This is a genomic window from Brachyspira hampsonii (genome assembly GCF_001746205.1).
Lineage (GTDB): Bacteria > Spirochaetota > Brachyspiria > Brachyspirales > Brachyspiraceae > Brachyspira > Brachyspira hampsonii_B.
Genome location: NZ_MDCO01000015.1, coordinates 1 through 17,620, shown reverse-complemented (window position 1 = coordinate 17,620; position 17,620 = coordinate 1). Strand labels below are relative to the sequence as shown.

The window sequence follows — 17,620 nt, the reverse complement described above, 5'->3', positions numbered from 1 at the left end:
ATATTAATAAAAATTCAAACAATTAATTTTATCATATTATAAAAATCATAAAATTTAGGAGAACAATTATGAAGCGTATATCAAGTGTTTTATTATTTATTATTTTTGCATTTATTATAAGCTGCGGTGGAGGTAATACTGCAGAAAACAACTCTGCTCAAACAGGAGATAATTCATTGCAGAAGGTAAAAGATGCTGGAAAATTAGTATTGGGCTTAGACGACACTTTTGCTCCAATGGGATTCAGAGATGAAAATGGAGAAGTAGTAGGTTTTGATATAGACTTAGCCAAAGAAGTTGCTTCAAGACTTGGAGTTGAATTGGAAATAAAACCTATAGAATGGTCTAGTTCAATATTGAGTCTTAATAAAGGCGATGTAGATGTACTTTGGAATGGTGTTACTATTAATGAAGCCAGAAAACAGCAGATTAATTTTTCTAAACCTTATCTTAATAACAGACTTATTATAGTAAAAGCTATTGATGACAATACTATTAATTCTAAAGATGATTTGAAAGGAAAAGTATTAGGCGTTCAGGTTGGAAGTAATGATGAAGCATTAACTGCTGATCCTGCAAGTAAAGATGCTAAAGAGATTAGAAGATATGATGTTAATGTAAATGCATTTTTGGATTTGCAGGCTAAAAGAATAGATGCTGTTATTATAGATGAAGTTGCAGCTCAGTATTATATATCTGAGAAACAAGCTCCATTCGTAGTTGTTGATAATAGTCCTTTGACAGAAGAATTATACGGTGTTGGATTTAGAAAAAGTGATGAAAAACTTTTGGCAGAGGTAGACAGAATATTAGATGAGATGAGAGCTGATGGTAAGGCTGCTGAAATATCTCAGAAATGGTTTGCTAAAGATATATTTTTAAAATAGCAGTAAAATTGATAGATTAAAAAGTGCATGTTATTATAGCTTTTATAATAGTATGCACTTTTTTAATAGTTTATTATTGATAATTATTTGCTAAATATAAATGTTCAATATTTTTTAATTTATATATATCATTTTTTATATCTGAAAAATCCCCCTCTATATATAGTTTTTTTAATTTTGCTAAAGAATAAAAATTTTCTGCTGCTTTAATTGTATGTTTGCTGCTGAAATAAAATTCTTCAAGATTTTCTAATTTTCCTATATATTCATTAATATCATCTAAATTATTATTTTTTAAAGACAGAATTTTTAATTTAGAGAGTTTTTCTATATTTTTAGGTATTTTATTTATATTATTATTATTTAAACAAAGTTTTTCTAAATTTGTTAGCTTTGCAATATCATTAGGTATATTTACTATATTATTATTAGATAAATCCAATCTTTCTAATTTTACTAAGCTAAAAATTTCTTTTGGTATTTCATTTAAAGAATATCCTGAAACATTAATAGCTTTTAATTGTTTTAAATCGTATATCTCTTTAGGAAAAGATTTAAACATATTATTCGATATATCTATTTCTTCAATATTTTTAAGTAATGATATTTTTTTTGGCAATTTTTTTAATTTATTGAAGCTGGCATCTATATATTTTAAATTTACTAATAGTGATATACTCTCAGGTATTTCTTCTATACGGTTATTGCATATATCCAAAGCTTCAAGATTTGTTAATATATTGATTTCTTTTGGAATATAATTTAATTTTGAAGAGCTTAAATCTAATTTCTTAATATTTAATAGTTTTTTTCTGCTGTAATTAATATATTTATTTATATTATTCTTTTTTAAGAATTCATAAATATTGTTTAATTCATTTTCTTTTATTGCAGGTTTATTTTGCATTTATTATTCTCCTATTTATTTTATATAATAATAATAGGAGATAACTATGACAGATTTTGTCATTAAAAAAAATAAAATTAAATTTTTTCGTAAATAGTGTCTAATATGTATTTTAATTTCATAGATTCTATTTGTCCCGGGGCAGATGAGCGTTTTGCAGATGCAAAAGTTAGTATAGAACCAAATATTCTGCTTATAATTCCAATATTTCCCATAGAGATAGCTATTATTGGGAAATTTTTTATGTCACTTGAGGCATCCAACAATGTAATAACATCTTTTTTATTTTTTGGCATATAAGCAACTTTTGCTATATCGCATTTTAATCTTATCATTTTATTTATTCTTGATATTATTTCTTTTTTTGAAGGTGTTTTATTAAAGTCATGATTTGATATTATAGTTTTTATATTATTTGAAGAAGCTGATTGGATTAACTTTTTTATATCATTTTCTTTTAAAGTTAATAATTCTAAATCTATCAATTCAAAGCATTTATTTTCTATTATATTATCGTATAAATTTATAATACTTTCATACTTATCATATTTAATATTTCCGCCTTCTTTATTGCTCCTTAAAGTAAATAACATAGGCTTACTGCTTGATTTTTTTATTTCTTTTGCAAATGATATTATATCATCAAAATTATCATTATATTCAGATATATTATTTATAAAAAAATCAGCCCTCCATTCTATAATATCAACAGGAAGTTTGCTTATCTCTTTTATATATTTAATGATATCCTTTTCATTTTTCTCAACTACAGATATACATATTTTTGGAATACCGTCGCCCAATTTAAGATTTTTTATTTTTACTATATTCTCCATTTCCGCATCCTCTCTCGTATTTAGATTGTAATATCTATTTAAATATAATATTTTTAATATATTCTACAGGCATTTTTTTATTAGTCCAAAGTTCAAAAGCCAAAGCACCTTGATATAATAACATACCCATTCCATTTATTATTTTGCATCCTTCTTTTTCTGCTATTTTTAATAATTTAGTTTTGGCAGGGTGGTATATGCAGTCGCTTACTACTAAATCATTTCTAAAGTAAGATGCATCTTCTATAAGAGAAACATCTTCTTTCATACCAACACTTGTGGCATTTATTAATACATAACTATTTTCTATCTTTGATTTTAATATATTTTTATCCTCTAAAGAATACAGGCTTATAGAACAGTTAGTTTTACAAGCAATATTATCTATAATCTTTTTCTGCTCATTCCAATTCGTATCTCTTTTAAATACATATATTTCTTTAACTCCATATAATGCTGCCTGAGATATTATAGCAATAGAAGCTCCTCCTGTTCCTAATATAGTAAGATTTTTATCTTTTATAAATACTTGTTCTTCTTCTAATGATTTTATAAATCCTTCACCGTCTGTACTGTATCCTGTAAGTATTCCATTATTATTTACTATAGTATTTACACTTTGTGAAAGTTCTGCAGCTTCGGATATATTATCCAAATATTTTATTACTTCTTTTTTATTAGGCATAGATAAATTAACGCCTCTCATATTGAGTGTTCTTATAGAATTTACAGCCTCTTTTAAATTGCTTTTATCAACTTCAAAAGCTAAATATATATAATTAAGATTAAGTTTATTAAATCCTTCATTATGCATAATAGGTGATATGCTATGCTTTGAAGGCGATGCGAATAGTCCTGTTAATATAGTTTCAGCATTTACTTGCATATTTAAAGCCTTATTATTTTTATAAATATTATCATAGATAATAATATAATTTTTATTATTGTCAAATACTAATAATTATATAAATAAAAAAAATAGTGTATAAATTACTTGATATTTTATAAAAAAATAATTATAATTAACATAATAAGAAAGATGGAAAAAATTAAAAAGACATATAAAGGAGAATCGATACATGGATAAAAAAATTATTAAAACACACAAAGCACCTCAGGCAATAGGTCCTTATTCTCAAGCAGTAAAAAGCGGAAATTTTATTTTTGCATCAGGTCAAATACCTTTGGATCCAGTAAGCGGCAATATGGCTGAAAATGATATAAAAAAACAAACTGAAAGAGTTATGGAAAATATTAAAGGTCTTTTAGAATCAGAAAATTTAACTATGGCTAATATTATTAAAACTACTTGTTTCTTAACAGATATGGGAAATTTTGCAGCTTTTAATGAAGTATATGCAACTTATTTCCCAGAAAATCCTCCTGCAAGAAGCACTGTTGCTATAAAAGCTTTGCCTAAAGATGCTTTAGTAGAAGTTGAAATAATTGCTGTTATAAACTGATTATTATTAATAATAGCCATGAGTATGTATATATTCATGGTTATTTTTTTATAACTTTTCTTTTGTATATTACTCAAATATTTTACTTATCTTTTTATCACTATATAAATAATGAATCTTAAAGAGGAAATCATGAGAAATTATGTATCATATTTTATCAAAGGAATGGCTATAGGTATTGCTAATGCCATACCGGGTGTATCTGGAGGTACTATTGCTTTTGTATTAGGTATTTATGAAAAATTAACTTATGCTATATCAATTTTACCTAATGCATTAATAAAATTAAAATGGGAAGAAATAAAAGAAAGTTTAAAAGTTTTGATTCCTGTTGTTTTAGGGGCAGGTATTTCCATAGTATTATTTTTAAAACTCATAAATTATACATTTACTTATTATCCTATACCGACTAGAATATTTTTTGTAGGACTCATATTAGGTTCTTTTCCATTTATAACAAAAACAGTGGAAGAATTTAATTTTAAAGTTTTTATAGCATTTTTTATAGGTGCTTTTATTATGGCGGTGTTTGTATATTTTGATATAAATAAGCCTGTAGGTGAAACCACTTATGCTGGAAATTTTTCACTAATTTATGGTATTAAATTATTTTTATGCGGTATAGCTGCTGCTGTTGCTATGGTTATACCCGGAATATCAGGTTCTTTGCTTTTACTTATATTAGGAGAATATGAAAATATATCCTATTTTATATCCTCATTTGTAGATACTTTTAATTTCAGCCTTCTAATCCCTTTAATATTTTTAGGCTTAGGTGTAGTTATAGGAATATTCGGCATATCAAAACTTGTAACTATACTGCTTCAGAAATATAAATCTACTTTATTCGGATTTGTTCTTGGTATTATAATAGTGTCATTTTTAAGTTTATGGCCTAATATTACATCTATGAGTCTTCCTATGTTAGCTTCCACAGTTATTTCTATGTGTGTTGGTTTCTTGGTTGCTATAGGTATGGAAAAAATATAATTAATAAAATATCCATTATATTATTATAAGCTGGAAAGTTAATTTTCCAGCTTTTTTATTTTAAATTATGGTTTTATCATTTATCTGCTTTGATTAAATTTTATATATTTCATTTCCGAAAATTGAAAAAGCATTTATAGGATAATTATATGAATAAAAATAGAAGTAAAAAAAATGGTATTTATTTATTATTTGGATTTATAAGCATAATATTCTTTTATATATCAATAAATGTTTTATATACCCAAACCTCTGTTTATTATGATGAAGCTTTGATAAATAATTTACCTAATGCTGAAAGATTTGTATCTGATATAAAGATTTCTGTTTCGGATACTAATAGTAATATAGTATTGATAGAGTGGCAGGGAATAACTGATAGTAATTTAGTATACTATGTTTATAGAAGTAAAAGCCCTATAATAGGTAAATCATCTTTTTCTAATTCTACAGTAGTTGCTTATATAAAAGCCACTAATGATTCAAGGACATATATTGTATCAGATAGTCCTGTAATTACTTCTACATACTATTATGCTGTAGTTTCATATATAAATGATTCGGTTTTTTATAATGCTGAAGAAAATATTGATACATTAACTTTTTCATTTAATGGAATAACAACAAATAATGCTTTTAATAATAATTTAAAATATAATACAAATAATAATATTATTACTAATATTGTAACTGTTACTAACAATGTTACACTTACAAATAATATTTTATTAACAAATACAGTTACTTTTACGAACACAGTTACATTGACAAATACAGTTACATTGACAAATAATATAACTAGTTCTCTACCAGCATCTTCTTCATCTAGCATAAGTATTAATAATTCTGCTCAAAATGAGTATAGCAGGTATAAAACTGAATATGACAGAGCTTTAGCACAGTTTAAATTAAAAAATTATTCTCAGGCAGTTTCTATATTGGAGCCTGTATCTAGTAGAAATATAAATAGAAATTTGTATTATGATATTAATCTTCTTCTTGGAAAATGTTATAAGTATTTGGGCAGAAAGAAAAATTCATTAGATGTTTTTAATCGTATAAAATCTTATAACAGTCAGGAAGTTAATTTTTGGATAAATCAGGTTTTAAGTGATTTATAATTGGAGTATATGATTTATGAAAACTTATGCAGCAGTTTTAGCATCTGTTATAACTATAGTGGCAATATTAGGCGGAGTATTCATCACCAAAGTATCAGCATTATCATCTCCTGAAAGATATTTTCAAAAAGGTAAAAGAAGTTATGAGATAGAAAATTATCAGGAAGCTATTAATAATTTAAATGAATATTTATCCATAGATAGTAAATCAAGACCAATAAATAATATAGCAGAATCATATTTTATGGTTGCAGATTCTTTAAAAAGATTAAAAAAATATTCTTTGGCAAAAGAAAGACTTGCCAATATCATAAATAATCCTAACTTTATTCAATACTCCACAAATGCAGTTATAGCTTATGCGGATATATCAAGATTAGAAAATAATGCAGATCCATATATAATGTCAAAACTGCAGGAAAATTTAAAAGTTGGCGATTCAAATTTAGCATCAAAAATAAATGTACAATACGGTTATCAATTATTCCTTCAGCAAAAATACGGAGAAGCTTTAAGTTATTTCCTAAGAAATGAAGGAGAATTGGCAGTTCTTGGAAGAGCAAGAGTTTATTTCAATATGAATGAATATGACAGAGCATTTGAAACTTATGAGGATTTCCTTAAATATAACAAAACAAGTATATATTATGATGAAGTTGTAAGAACATATTTGATACAAGTACCTGCTATGGCCCATAAAACTTTTGTAGAAACTAATTATATAAAATCAAGAATGTATTATACAAAAATAGCAGAATTATTTCCTAGAACTGAATATGCAGAAGAGGCTTTATTTAGAATAGCTCAGTCATACTATAATGAAAAAAATTACAACAGAGCATTGGAATATTATAATAGAGTAAGACTTAATAATGTTTATACCTTAGATGCTGAGGCTTTACTTTATATAGGTTTATCATATTTTAAAGTAGGAAGATACTCTGATTCTTATAAGGTTTTTGATACTTTTATATCGGAATATCCTGCTAATCCTAATGTTTCAAGGGCAAGAGAATATATGCAGGCTTTACAGGAAACTTTGCTTGCTATCAATTAGAAATGCTGTATCAAATTGACATTTTTATGAATTTGTAAAGGATTAGAAAATCATATATTAGAATAAAATATATTTGTATTGATTAGTTGTTTGAAACAGTATTTTTCTTATCTTTTTTAGTTGTAAGTTTTTCAAAGAAAACTAATATCCAAAATCTTATATAGTCAATATATAAGAATACTCTGAATATATTTTTTTTGGCATAGAATGATTCATATTTATCTTTATTTAATACCTCCATACTAGGAGGTTTTATTTTTCCAGCAAAACTATCTAATGGTCTTTTGAATGGAATAAAAAATTTCATATCTAAATTTTGTTTATTATTATTGAACCAATATAAAGATTTCTTGAATTCCATATACATTAAAAATACATCAGGTTCTATCTTTTTAAAACCTATAAATGCTTTATCTAATTCTTCTTTATCTTTGGTATTTTGATAATTACCAAGCATATAAATACCGGGATAAATCTTTTTAATTTTTTCAGATATAGTAAAGAAATATTTTTCTTCATCTCCGAATAAAAACATAGACATCTTTTTTTGTTCTATATAATCTAGAACTTTTGAAAATAAAATGAATTCATTAATATAATTTATTTCTTCTTTATGAATAAATTTATAAGCTTTGGCTATAGAAGGGTGTGCGGCAACCACTAAAGAAGAATTATTTATAATCTCTTTTAATTTTTTATTATATCTTACTTTTAGTAATTGATGCACATCCAGAGATATTATGAGTATATTTTTTCCATATTTAAGGTAGTCTAATATTTCTTCAAGACTAACTTGGAAATTATCTATTCTTATTCCTAAAATGGATTTATTCTGTATCATAATAAATTATAGCCTTTATTTGTTATATAGCAAGAGTTCTGCATAAAGCCAAGTCTATAGGATCTATTTTAGGAACTTTTTTTACAGCATCGGTTAAAGGAGTGTAAGTATATTCACCTTTCCAAATTCCTACAGCAACATTTTTCTTTCCTTCTAATAAAGCTTTAACCGCAATATAACCGAATCTTGCAGCCATCAAACGCTCTCTTGAAGTAGGCGAACCGCCTCTTTGCATGTGTCCTAATATAGTAACGCGTGTATCGAAACCTGTTTTACCCTCAATTTGTTTAGCAACTTCCATAGCTCCGCCTGATTCATCACCTTCAGCTACAACTATGATAGAAGATTTTTTTCCTCTTTTTTTAGCTATTTGTAATTCTTCTACTATCTTGTCCATATCGGTTGTAGTTTCAGGTATTAATATATCCTCAGCTCCTGAAGCTATTCCAACTTCTAATGCAATGTATCCGGCATGTCTTCCCATAACTTCTACAACGAAACATCTTCCATGGCTTGTGGCAGTATCTCTTAATTTATCTATAGCATCCATTGCCACATTAACAGCAGTATCATAACCTATAGTGTAATCTGTACCAAATATATCATTGTCTATAGTTCCGGGTATTGCAACTATAGGATATTCAGGGTGATGATTATAGAAATCTAATGCTCCTTTATAAGTTCCATCTCCTCCTATAACAATTAAAGCATCCATTCCATGATATTTCATGTTATCAGCAGCTTTTTTCATGCCTTCTTCTGTTTGGAATTCAGGAGATCTTGCTGAAAATAGTATAGTGCCTCCATGATTAATGATTCCGCCTACACTTCCGGGATTCATTTGATATACATCATTATACATAAGACCTTGATATCCTTCTTTTATGCCCATAACTTCTAAACCATTGGCTATTGCGGTTCTAACTACGCTTCTTATAGCAGGGTTCATTCCGGAAGCATCTCCCCCGCTTGTTAATACCCCAATTCTTTTTATATCAGCCATATAAGTAACTCCTTTATATTGATAATATTAAAATTATATTGTTGGTTTTTTTTTATTATTATTATATAATGTATATATTATATAATAATAATAAAAGAATTGATATATATAAATATAAAAAAAATATGATAGAAGCATGGTAGAAAATAAAGAATATACTGAAATTATTAATATAATAGAAAATCAAAGATGGGACAAACTTAAATATTTACTTGCTGGTATGCATGCAGCTGAAATAGTAGATATTATACGAATATTAGACAGCGATAAAAACAGAAGCATAGTATTTAGGCTTTTATCAAGAGAAATGTCCGCTTATGTATTTTCCGAATTAGAACCGGAAGAACAGGAAAAAATTATCATTTCTATGAATGAAAATGAGTTAAAAGAACTTATTCATGATATGAGTCCTGATGACAGAACCTCTCTTTTTGAAGAACTTCCTTCCGATATAACAAAAAAGATTTTTTCTTTGATGGGGGAGAAAGATTTAAATATTACAAGGCAGTTATTAGGATATCCTGAAGACAGTATAGGGCGTATAATGACTCCTGAATATATAGATGTTCTGCCAGATTATACTGTTAAACAGACTTTAGAATATATTAGAAAATATGGTAAAGACTCTGAAACTTTTGAAGTTATATATGTTGTTCAAAAAGATGATACTTTAATAGGATATATTTTATTAAAAGATTTATTATTTGCAAATCAATATGATAAAATAGAAGACCTTATGCATACAGATATAATATATTTGTCGGTATATTCGGATCAGGAAGAAGCTGTTAGAGTAGGAAGAAAATACGATTTACTTTATATACCTGTTGTTGATTCTAAAAATGCTTTGATAGGTATTGTTACTATAGATGATATATTTGATATAGCAGAAGAAGAGGATACAGAGGACTTTCATAAATTGGGAGCTATTAGTATAGATGATGATTTTGATAGTAATATAAAACAAGCTAATCCTATTGTGCTTTACAAAAGAAGAATATTTTGGCTTTTTGTTTTAGTATTTGTTAATATTGTATCAGGATATGTTATCGGAATGTTTGAAGAGACTATAAGCAGGTATGTTTCTTTGATATTTTTCTTACCGCTGCTTATAGATAGTGCAGGAAATGCCGGGGCTCAGTCATCTACTCTCATAATAAGGAGTTTATCTGTAGGAGATGTTAAGAAAAGCGATTGGCTTTTTATGCTTGGAAAAGAGATACTTGTTTCTACTGCTCTTGGACTTACTATGAGTGCAGCTGTATCATTGATTGCTATTTTTAGGGGCGGTTTAATCATAGCATTGGTTGTATCGCTTTCTATGATATTAGTTGTTGTTATAGGAAGTTTGATAGGTTTATGCCTGCCGTTTTTATTCGTCAAGTTTAAAAAAGATCCTACTACCAGCAGCGTACCTCTTGTTACTTCTATATGTGATATTAGCGGTACTGCTATATATTTACTTCTTGCAACTACGATACTTGCTAACTTTTCTAAATAGTTTTATGCTTTAAAATAATGCATATATTTTTATAAATAATAAAAAAGCATACATTTCATTAATTGTTTATGATATCTATAAAATATATGCATAATAATCTAAACAATTATTTCAAAAAAAATCTGTTTATATACTCATATAAAAATATTGCCAATACTATAAAAGGAAGTATATAACTAATATAGAATCTTAATCTTCGAGGAAATTTTATACCTTCTCCTGTATTGGCTTCTTTGATGAAGTTATCGAATCCCCATCCGAAATCTCTTGTGCAGAAGAATAGGGTTACCAAAGCACCCAAAGGAAGTATATTATTTGATACCATAAAGTCAAGTAAATCCATTATGACAGTGCCTTCTCCCAATGGTTTGATATTAGACAATACATTAAATCCTAAAGTTGTAGGAAGACTAAGTATGAATAATATTATAAATAGCATAATAGAAGTTTTTTTTCTCGTAAGTTTAAATTTATCCATGATAAATGAATATATATTTTCTAATACACCTATTATGGTAGTAAGAGCTGCCATTGCTAAGAATAAGAAAAATAATGCTCCCCATAATCTTCCTAATGGCATAGAATTAAATATATTAGGCAATGTTACGAATGCAAGTCCGGCACCTTCTCCTGGATTTACACCGAAAGCAAAGCATGCTGGAAATACTACAAGTCCGGAAAATAAAGCTACCATAGTATCTAATGCTATTATTATTAATGCTTCTCCTGTAAGAGATTGTTTTTTATCTATATAGCTTCCGAATATAGCCATTCCGCCCTGACCTACACTCAAAGAAAAGAATGCCTGACCTATAGCTGCGTAAAATATTCCTATAAATCCTGTAAGTCCGTTTCCAAATAATTTATTTAAATCCGGTACTAAATAAAATTTTAATCCTTCTACAGCACCTTGTAAAGTTAATGCTCTTATAATGAGAAGTATTAAAAGTGCAAACAATGAAATCATCATAAATTTACTTGCTCTTTCTACACCTTTCTCTAGTCCGAAAGAACATATTACTATACCAATTAATAAACTTATTCCCATCCATAATGTTAATGTGGATGGACTTCCTAAAACACCATTAAAGAAATTGCCAACTTCATTTGCATTAAGTCCTTCAAATTGTCCTGAAAGCATAAAGTAAAAATAAGATAAACACCAGCCGCATATAGTTGTATAAAATAACATAAGAATAATATTACCCAATATTTGGATATAACCTATTTTATGCCAATTATGTCCTTTCTTCTCAAGTTTCTCAAAGGATGTAGCTATATCATGTCTTCCGGCTCTTCCTACAGCGAATTCCATTACCATAGGAGCCACACCTAGTATGATTATAGATATGATATATAATATTACAAAAGCACCGCCTCCGTATTGTCCTGTTATATATGGAAATCTCCAAACATTACCCATTCCAACCGCACAGCCTGCAGATACTAGTATAAATCCGAATCTGCTGCCTAGTTTCTCTCTTTTTTGCATTGGTATATACTCCAAATTATTATAACAATCTTTTTAAATTATACTATATATTATAAATTATTAAAACTTATAATAATAAAATTTTATTTACATACCCCGCCCCTTATATTTTGCAGCTAAATTTTTATTTATAATTTAAATTATATTTATTACTCTATTAGAAATTTCAGCACCCGCCCAAGTTGGTATTAGTTTTAAAATCTATTTAACGCACGGTTAGCTTAGCTATAAATATAATTTAAATTGTATTATTAATTTATCTTTATTTTTTATTTTGCTTAACGTGCGTTTGACATGTATTCATTTCTATAAAAAACTAGGGTGGGAGCTATAATTTCTGTATAAGCTTTAAAAAAGTAAAAGTTAAAATTTTGTATGAAGTAATAAAGAAAAAAGGGTGGGGAGTTAGAGTTATTTTGATGAATATATTTTTTTTATTTTAATCTCATCATAAAAAGAAATTCTATATGAATAATGCTTCATAACATTATCTAAAGTATCTAAATCTGGTTTTATATATAATGATACGCTTGCAAGCTCGGATGACCACCATATTATATATTCTTCAAAAGGTTTTTTATAAAATGAATAGTGTTTTACATCCGTTTTTGTTATTTGCCCATATTGTAAAGTAAGCTCTTCTTTTATATTGTTAATATCAGCCATAGTTACAGGATTATAAAAAGAAGGATTATTATAAATATCACCTATATGATTGCATATCTCTATTCTGTAAAGCTCATTATTGTAGAAATATAGATAATATGCTAATTTTTCTGTGTCATTTTTATATATGTTAAGAATAGTATTATTTTTTAATTCAAATGATTCAAAAAAATCAGCATATAAGTTTACATTATAATTAGTAATTTTATTATCAGCGTCTTCAATGCTCATCCCAAATTTTAAATCTTTATACCCATTTAGATTAAAAAACTCCGGTAATTGGGCAAATACTATATTGATGTTGATTAATAAAATTATTATTATATATTTCATTTTTATTTATTTTGATAAAAAGAATTGATTATATCTAAAGTTTCCTGAGGAGTTTCAGCGTATTTTATTAAGTTCAAATCCTCAATATCTATATAATTTTCTCCTATCATATATTTTTTTATCCATTCTATTAAATCAGTGTAATAACTATAATTCATAACTATAAGAGGCATTCTATCAAGAACTCTTGTCTGTATTAGAGTGAGAGTTTCAAACATCTCGTCCATAGTACCAAAACCGCCGGGAAATATTATAACAGCTTTTGCATATTTTAAGAACATTACTTTTCTAGCAAAGAAGTATCTGAATTTTAATTCTTCTTTAACATAAGGATTAGTTTTCTGTTCAAAAGGCAATTCTATACATAAACCTATAGAACCTGCATTGGAATCAAAAGCTCCCCTGTTTCCAGCTTCCATTATTCCTGGACCGCCGCCTGTTATTATATCGTATTTATTTTCACCTAGTAATTTAGCAGTTTCATAAGCTAATTTATAATGAGGGTGATCTTCTGAAGTTCTTGCACTCCCAAATATAGAAACAGCATTTTTATAGTAGGACATAGTTTCAAATCCTTCTACAAATTCTCCCATTATTCTAAATATACGCCAAGATTCATTAGGCATATCAGAATTCTGTAATTCGTAAGTCTCTCTTTTCATGAAAAAATTCCCGCCTTTTATTATTATTTTATTATTACAGCAGTACCATAAGCAATAACTTCTGTAGTTCCTTCCATTACAGATGAAGATGAATAATGTATTCCTATTATAGCATTAGCACCTAATTTTTTGGCTTCTTCTATCATTCTTTTAGTTGCTGCTTCTCTAGCTTCATTAATCATCTCAGTGTAGCCTTCAACTTCACCGCCTACAATATTTTTAAGACCTGCAAGCAAATCTTTTCCTATATGTTTAGCCTGAGCTATATTTCCTTTAACCAAACCTAATAATTCATAATTATATCCGTTGGGTAAATAATCAGCTGTAAATAATTTTATATCGTTATCCATTTTTACTCCTCATAAATTATTTCAATACAATAGCAGTACCATAAGCAACAACTTCTACAGTTCCAGGAAGTACAGAAGATGAAGAAAAATTAATTCCTATTATAGCATTAGCACCTAATTTTTTAGCTTCTTCTATCATTCTTTTAGTTGCTATTTCTCTAGCTTCATTAAGCATTTCAGTGTAACTTTCAACTTCACCGCCTACAATATTTTTAAGTCCTGCAAGTAAATCTTTTCCAACATGTTTAGCTAAAGATACATTTCCTTTAACTAATCCTAACATTTCATAATTATAATTGCTAGGCAAGTAATTAACAGTAAACATTTTGATATCAGCACTCATTTTTGATCTCCATTTATATTGTAAAATATTATGTTAATTTGTCGGAAAAGCTGTAAACATTATTAATGATTTTTTATTATAATGATTTAGCTATAATTAGTAAGTTTTGAAATTAATACTAAACTTATTAATGGTGGATACAATGGACTTGAAGACAGAGAAGAAAGATATAATAATATTTTAAAAATATTAGAAGGTTAAAGTAATGGCAACAACTAGAGAAAGTAAAACTACTGTATTGGAAAAAAGATTGAGCCGTTTGGAACTTCAAGTCGGATATAACGAAGACGGTACAAAAAATGGAAACGGTATTATTCATAAAGTAGAAGAAGTGAAAGAAGAAATTAAAAATCTAAGAAATGATATAAAAAGTTATGATACATATTTAGATAATTTGTCAGAAGATTTTATCAAAATAGATTTGAGAATAGAAAAGCTGGAAAATCATGTGAAAGATTTTTTAACTGAAATACAGGAATATAAAAATAAAATAGATGAAGAATTAAAAGAAATAAAGAAAAGTTTAGAAGGTAATATTACTGTTGATACCTTGCATAAGTTTCAAAAAGCGGTTGTGGGTATAGCAGGACTTCTTACAGCAATAGGTACTATAGTTGGAGCTATTCTTTATTTTACTAAATAAAAAAGATTAAAAAATATAATAATAGGAGTATATATGATTACAATAATAACGGGCTTTTTGTCCAAAATAAACAAAAAAATCATTATAGCAGTCATAATGGTTTTAATAGTTTCTATTTTTATAGTATTAATAGCTGCTAAAGACAGTGAAATACATAAAAAAGAAAAAGAGATTGCACAGTATCACCCATAGCTATTAGCTAAATGTGCCAATAACTTTATTAATTCTATTTTTATTAGTTTTCTTTTTTTTTATCCTCATTAGGAGCGTCAATTCCTGCTTTATAAAAGCCATCCATTATCATTCTGAATATTTTTATAAGCTGGTCATAATTAAAATCTTCTAATATATCTTCTCGGCAGGTATTTTTATCCTGTCTTTGTATAAGAGGAATTACTATATCTTCTATCACAGTCTGTGAATCAAGAAAACCTTTCTCTGCTATAGACTGGCTATAATCACTTATTTTTAATGCCAAGCCCACAGGTATATCATTAACATTTATCTTGTATTTGCCAAGTTTGGCATAAACTGCTTTTTTATTACTAAACTCTTCTAAATCTACAATTTCTATATCTGCCATATTTCAGATCCTTATATATTCGCATTTATATTTACTTCTATATCTTTTACAATATCTTCACTGCCTGTTTTTTTAGCTGTGATTTTTAATGTAGCTGTACCTTCTGCCTTTCCTGTGATAGAAGATATAGAAATTCTTTCTTTTACTTTCATAATTAAACTCCTTGATGCCTGTCTCTATATATTTAATAACATCATCTTTGTCTTTGCTGTTTAATGCACTCCTTAATCCTCTCCAAATATCTATTATTCTATCTAATTTATTTTTATTAATTTGATATTCTAAATAGTCAACATATTCTTTTCTTAGATTAGCATTACCTAAACTGCGAAAAGATATATCCTCATGTATCCTTAAAAAATTATTTAGATAATTTGATGCATTTTCTTTTTCCCATACTGCCGTTTCTTTAAACTTAAAACCTAATTTGTCAAGCACTAAGTTCCATCTGAAAAATATAAAAAGTGATATACAAAGTTTACCTTCTTTTTCTTTCTCTTTTTCTATACCATCTTTATCCTTATATTTAATATTTATTTGTCCTTCCAATATCTCATCATCATTTATATTTTTTTGACATATATCACAAATCATTTTTACACTCCGTTTTTTATTATTTAAGGTTTATATATCTTTTATTAATTCCAACATTTTATTGCACTTTTTTTCTATCCGAAGTCTTTCACCGCATCTATTTAAAATATATCCGAGTGTATAAAACCTATCAAAAACTTCCATACTTAATGTATTGCAATGCTGTATTAAAGCAGAAGCTCCTATTAAGTTTAATTGTATAAATGACATATATACACACATCAAATCTAAATCATTAATATTCCATATTAATTTTTCTGCATAATTATAGCCTAATTCTTCTACTATCTGACATGAAGCTATAACAATTCCTCCGCTTCCTGCTGCTGGTTCATTGCAGTAAATAAAAGATTTACTTTCCAATAATGATTTATCAAAATTAATTTTATTCATACAGTATGATAATTCATAAGGTGTGAAAAATTGACCTTTGAAATCATTTTTTAATTCAAGTTCTTGAAATAAAACTCCTAATACATCCTGATATCTGTTGCTCTGGTATTCATTTACTAATCCTAATTTAAATGCATTAAAAAACTCCATTTCATTTTCATCATAAGTAACAGCAATTTTTTTAAATTGTTCTATTCTTTTTTCCTTATCTTCCATATTAAGACTTATTCCTATTGCAATATTTAATGCTGTCATAGCTATAAAATCATAAAATACTTTAGCTATTGTATGTTTATAAGAAACATTCTTTAATATGTTATACAGATTTTTATATTTAGATGATTTTAATTTATTCATTTTTTATTTCCCTTATTCTTTTTTATATATTTATACAAAGTTTCTTTATTATCTTTGACTTTATATATGTACACCTGTCATGTCAAAACCAAATTTATCTATAGTAAGATTACCGTCTATTCCTCTATCTCTGCTTTCTCTTTCTTCTAATTAGTAAGAATAGTTTTTATAATATCTAATTTTATACTTCGTCATTATTTTTTATTTATTTATTTTATAAAACTTTGATAAACTTAAAAATTTAAGTCTATATCAATTATATTTTCAGTTTTAAAAACTATCTTATCGCCGCATTTTACACTTTTCAAACAATAAGGATCATTGTCTAATATACCTGTAAAATTATTACCATTTATATTTGTAATTTTTACCCACATTCTCTCAGGTACAGCATTTTCTTCAGTAAAAATTAATTTAACATAATCATCAGGTTTTAAAGAATAAGTTTCTTCTTTAGAGGGAATTTTAAAAGTGTCTGGATACTCTTTATTTAATTCAAATGCATTTTCTAAATAGTATTTAATCATAATAAAAAAACTCCTATTACTTCAATTAAAAAATGATATTTCAATAATTACTTTTTTACAATGTTTTTTAT

At 26.8% G+C, this 17,620-nt stretch carries 22 protein-coding genes and 1 pseudogene; 9 read left to right on the top strand and 14 right to left on the bottom strand.

What is annotated here, in order from left to right; translation table 11 throughout:
- Positions 1-68: 68 nt before the first annotated feature.
- Positions 69-887, top strand: coding sequence for an amino acid ABC transporter substrate-binding protein (locus tag BFL38_RS13985; protein WP_069727613.1), 819 nt, complete (start codon positions 69-71; stop codon positions 885-887).
- A gap of 73 nt (positions 888-960) precedes the next feature.
- Here the strand turns inward: BFL38_RS13985 and BFL38_RS13980 are convergent, their stop codons facing one another.
- The 3 genes from BFL38_RS13980 to aroE form a co-directional block, all read right to left on the bottom strand.
- A complete protein-coding gene (locus tag BFL38_RS13980) occupies positions 961-1,794 on the bottom strand; it encodes a leucine-rich repeat domain-containing protein (protein ID WP_069727612.1) in 834 nt (277 codons plus the stop codon).
- Positions 1,795-1,871: 77 nt separating this feature from the next.
- Positions 1,872-2,630, bottom strand: coding sequence for a type I 3-dehydroquinate dehydratase (gene aroD / locus BFL38_RS13975; protein ID WP_069727611.1), 759 nt, complete (start codon positions 2,628-2,630; stop codon positions 1,872-1,874).
- 34 nt (positions 2,631-2,664) lie between these two features.
- Entirely contained in the window at positions 2,665-3,516 is an 852-nt protein-coding gene (gene aroE, locus BFL38_RS13970; protein WP_069727610.1) for a shikimate dehydrogenase, read from the bottom strand.
- Positions 3,517-3,709: 193 nt separating this feature from the next.
- Here aroE and BFL38_RS13965 point away from each other — a divergent pair, with 193 nt between their 5' ends.
- The 4 genes from BFL38_RS13965 (at position 3,710) to BFL38_RS13950 (ending at position 7,261) form a co-directional block, all read left to right on the top strand.
- Positions 3,710-4,093 (top strand): RidA family protein, encoded by a 384-nt coding sequence (locus BFL38_RS13965; RefSeq protein WP_008729803.1) that lies wholly within the window; start codon positions 3,710-3,712, stop codon positions 4,091-4,093.
- Between the two features lie 132 nt (positions 4,094-4,225).
- The gene (locus tag BFL38_RS13960) at positions 4,226-5,083 is read left to right on the top strand and encodes a DUF368 domain-containing protein (RefSeq protein WP_083249433.1); all 858 of its coding nucleotides are present in this window, start codon (positions 4,226-4,228) and stop codon (positions 5,081-5,083) included.
- Positions 5,084-5,232: 149 nt separating this feature from the next.
- On the top strand, positions 5,233-6,204 hold the full coding sequence (locus BFL38_RS13955; RefSeq protein ID WP_069727608.1) for a hypothetical protein: 972 nt from the start codon (positions 5,233-5,235) through the stop codon (positions 6,202-6,204).
- 16 nt (positions 6,205-6,220) lie between these two features.
- Positions 6,221-7,261, top strand: a complete 1,041-nt coding sequence (locus tag BFL38_RS13950; protein ID WP_069727607.1) for a tetratricopeptide repeat protein — start codon at positions 6,221-6,223, stop codon at positions 7,259-7,261.
- 82 nt (positions 7,262-7,343) lie between these two features.
- Here BFL38_RS13950 and BFL38_RS13945 read toward each other — a convergent pair whose 3' ends face one another.
- Positions 7,344-8,102 (bottom strand): WecB/TagA/CpsF family glycosyltransferase, encoded by a 759-nt coding sequence (locus tag BFL38_RS13945; RefSeq protein WP_069727606.1) that lies wholly within the window; start codon positions 8,100-8,102, stop codon positions 7,344-7,346.
- 22 nt (positions 8,103-8,124) lie between these two features.
- A complete protein-coding gene (gene pfkA / locus BFL38_RS13940; protein ID WP_069727605.1) occupies positions 8,125-9,105 on the bottom strand; it encodes a 6-phosphofructokinase in 981 nt (326 codons plus the stop codon).
- A gap of 136 nt (positions 9,106-9,241) precedes the next feature.
- Between pfkA and mgtE the strand changes: the two genes are divergently transcribed.
- Positions 9,242-10,606: a magnesium transporter gene (gene mgtE / locus BFL38_RS13935; RefSeq protein ID WP_008722877.1), complete on the top strand. Its 1,365-nt coding sequence runs from the start codon at positions 9,242-9,244 to the stop codon at positions 10,604-10,606.
- A gap of 106 nt (positions 10,607-10,712) precedes the next feature.
- Here the strand turns inward: mgtE and BFL38_RS13930 are convergent, their stop codons facing one another.
- The 5 genes from BFL38_RS13930 to BFL38_RS13910 all read right to left on the bottom strand — a co-directional run bounded on the left by BFL38_RS13930 (position 10,713) and on the right by BFL38_RS13910 (position 14,452).
- Complete coding sequence (locus BFL38_RS13930; RefSeq protein ID WP_069727604.1) at positions 10,713-12,098, bottom strand: sodium-dependent transporter; 1,386 nt, start codon at positions 12,096-12,098, stop codon at positions 10,713-10,715.
- Between the two features lie 411 nt (positions 12,099-12,509).
- Positions 12,510-12,995 (bottom strand): hypothetical protein, encoded by a 486-nt coding sequence (locus tag BFL38_RS13925; protein WP_256097287.1) that lies wholly within the window; start codon positions 12,993-12,995, stop codon positions 12,510-12,512.
- A 104-nt stretch (positions 12,996-13,099) separates the two neighbouring features.
- Entirely contained in the window at positions 13,100-13,759 is a 660-nt protein-coding gene (locus tag BFL38_RS13920) for an LOG family protein (protein ID WP_069727602.1), read from the bottom strand.
- A gap of 23 nt (positions 13,760-13,782) precedes the next feature.
- Positions 13,783-14,109 (bottom strand): YbjQ family protein, encoded by a 327-nt coding sequence (locus tag BFL38_RS13915; RefSeq protein WP_008728127.1) that lies wholly within the window; start codon positions 14,107-14,109, stop codon positions 13,783-13,785.
- Between the two features lie 16 nt (positions 14,110-14,125).
- Positions 14,126-14,452, bottom strand: a complete 327-nt coding sequence (locus BFL38_RS13910; protein WP_008728128.1) for a YbjQ family protein — start codon at positions 14,450-14,452, stop codon at positions 14,126-14,128.
- 117 nt (positions 14,453-14,569) lie between these two features.
- On the opposite strand from BFL38_RS13910, the pseudogene BFL38_RS15640 reads away from it, so the two are divergent.
- From BFL38_RS15640 to BFL38_RS15225, 3 genes and pseudogenes are all read left to right on the top strand, one after another.
- Positions 14,570-14,653: pseudogene (locus tag BFL38_RS15640) on the top strand (glycoside hydrolase family 19 protein); the annotation flags it as partial.
- 4 nt (positions 14,654-14,657) lie between these two features.
- On the top strand, positions 14,658-15,095 hold the full coding sequence (locus BFL38_RS13905; RefSeq protein ID WP_069727601.1) for a hypothetical protein: 438 nt from the start codon (positions 14,658-14,660) through the stop codon (positions 15,093-15,095).
- Positions 15,096-15,128: 33 nt separating this feature from the next.
- On the top strand, positions 15,129-15,287 hold the full coding sequence (locus tag BFL38_RS15225) for a hypothetical protein (protein ID WP_176720590.1): 159 nt from the start codon (positions 15,129-15,131) through the stop codon (positions 15,285-15,287).
- A 43-nt stretch (positions 15,288-15,330) separates the two neighbouring features.
- Here the strand turns inward: BFL38_RS15225 and BFL38_RS13900 are convergent, their stop codons facing one another.
- The 4 genes from BFL38_RS13900 to BFL38_RS13885 form a co-directional block, all read right to left on the bottom strand.
- On the bottom strand, positions 15,331-15,678 hold the full coding sequence (locus BFL38_RS13900) for a hypothetical protein (protein WP_013113819.1): 348 nt from the start codon (positions 15,676-15,678) through the stop codon (positions 15,331-15,333).
- 72 nt (positions 15,679-15,750) lie between these two features.
- Positions 15,751-16,272, bottom strand: coding sequence for a hypothetical protein (locus BFL38_RS15635; RefSeq protein WP_256097286.1), 522 nt, complete (start codon positions 16,270-16,272; stop codon positions 15,751-15,753).
- A gap of 30 nt (positions 16,273-16,302) precedes the next feature.
- The gene (locus BFL38_RS13890) at positions 16,303-17,022 is read right to left on the bottom strand and encodes an N-6 DNA methylase (RefSeq protein ID WP_069727600.1); all 720 of its coding nucleotides are present in this window, start codon (positions 17,020-17,022) and stop codon (positions 16,303-16,305) included.
- 233 nt (positions 17,023-17,255) lie between these two features.
- Positions 17,256-17,549: a DUF2314 domain-containing protein gene (locus BFL38_RS13885; protein WP_069727599.1), complete on the bottom strand. Its 294-nt coding sequence runs from the start codon at positions 17,547-17,549 to the stop codon at positions 17,256-17,258.
- Positions 17,550-17,620 lie beyond the last annotated feature (71 nt).

What these genes read in the sequence shown, in the direction of transcription:
- BFL38_RS13985 (WP_069727613.1), top strand. Translation starts at nt 69, where the DNA reads ATGAAGCGTATATCAAGTGTTTTATTATTTATTATTTTTGCATTTATT.
- BFL38_RS13980 (WP_069727612.1), bottom strand. Translation starts at nt 1,794, where the DNA reads ATGCAAAATAAACCTGCAATAAAAGAAAATGAATTAAACAATATTTAT.
- aroD (WP_069727611.1), bottom strand. Translation starts at nt 2,630, where the DNA reads ATGGAGAATATAGTAAAAATAAAAAATCTTAAATTGGGCGACGGTATT.
- aroE (WP_069727610.1), bottom strand. Translation starts at nt 3,516, where the DNA reads ATGCAAGTAAATGCTGAAACTATATTAACAGGACTATTCGCATCGCCT.
- BFL38_RS13965 (WP_008729803.1), top strand. Translation starts at nt 3,710, where the DNA reads ATGGATAAAAAAATTATTAAAACACACAAAGCACCTCAGGCAATAGGT.
- BFL38_RS13960 (WP_083249433.1), top strand. Translation starts at nt 4,226, where the DNA reads ATGAGAAATTATGTATCATATTTTATCAAAGGAATGGCTATAGGTATT.
- BFL38_RS13955 (WP_069727608.1), top strand. Translation starts at nt 5,233, where the DNA reads ATGAATAAAAATAGAAGTAAAAAAAATGGTATTTATTTATTATTTGGA.
- BFL38_RS13950 (WP_069727607.1), top strand. Translation starts at nt 6,221, where the DNA reads ATGAAAACTTATGCAGCAGTTTTAGCATCTGTTATAACTATAGTGGCA.
- BFL38_RS13945 (WP_069727606.1), bottom strand. Translation starts at nt 8,102, where the DNA reads ATGATACAGAATAAATCCATTTTAGGAATAAGAATAGATAATTTCCAA.
- pfkA (WP_069727605.1), bottom strand. Translation starts at nt 9,105, where the DNA reads ATGGCTGATATAAAAAGAATTGGGGTATTAACAAGCGGGGGAGATGCT.
- mgtE (WP_008722877.1), top strand. Translation starts at nt 9,242, where the DNA reads ATGGTAGAAAATAAAGAATATACTGAAATTATTAATATAATAGAAAAT.
- BFL38_RS13930 (WP_069727604.1), bottom strand. Translation starts at nt 12,098, where the DNA reads ATGCAAAAAAGAGAGAAACTAGGCAGCAGATTCGGATTTATACTAGTA.
- BFL38_RS13925 (WP_256097287.1), bottom strand. Translation starts at nt 12,995, where the DNA reads ATGAGCATTGAAGACGCTGATAATAAAATTACTAATTATAATGTAAAC.
- BFL38_RS13920 (WP_069727602.1), bottom strand. Translation starts at nt 13,759, where the DNA reads ATGAAAAGAGAGACTTACGAATTACAGAATTCTGATATGCCTAATGAA.
- BFL38_RS13915 (WP_008728127.1), bottom strand. Translation starts at nt 14,109, where the DNA reads ATGGATAACGATATAAAATTATTTACAGCTGATTATTTACCCAACGGA.
- BFL38_RS13910 (WP_008728128.1), bottom strand. Translation starts at nt 14,452, where the DNA reads ATGAGTGCTGATATCAAAATGTTTACTGTTAATTACTTGCCTAGCAAT.
- BFL38_RS13905 (WP_069727601.1), top strand. Translation starts at nt 14,658, where the DNA reads ATGGCAACAACTAGAGAAAGTAAAACTACTGTATTGGAAAAAAGATTG.
- BFL38_RS15225 (WP_176720590.1), top strand. Translation starts at nt 15,129, where the DNA reads ATGATTACAATAATAACGGGCTTTTTGTCCAAAATAAACAAAAAAATC.
- BFL38_RS13900 (WP_013113819.1), bottom strand. Translation starts at nt 15,678, where the DNA reads ATGGCAGATATAGAAATTGTAGATTTAGAAGAGTTTAGTAATAAAAAA.
- BFL38_RS15635 (WP_256097286.1), bottom strand. Translation starts at nt 16,272, where the DNA reads ATGATTTGTGATATATGTCAAAAAAATATAAATGATGATGAGATATTG.
- BFL38_RS13890 (WP_069727600.1), bottom strand. Translation starts at nt 17,022, where the DNA reads ATGAATAAATTAAAATCATCTAAATATAAAAATCTGTATAACATATTA.
- BFL38_RS13885 (WP_069727599.1), bottom strand. Translation starts at nt 17,549, where the DNA reads ATGATTAAATACTATTTAGAAAATGCATTTGAATTAAATAAAGAGTAT.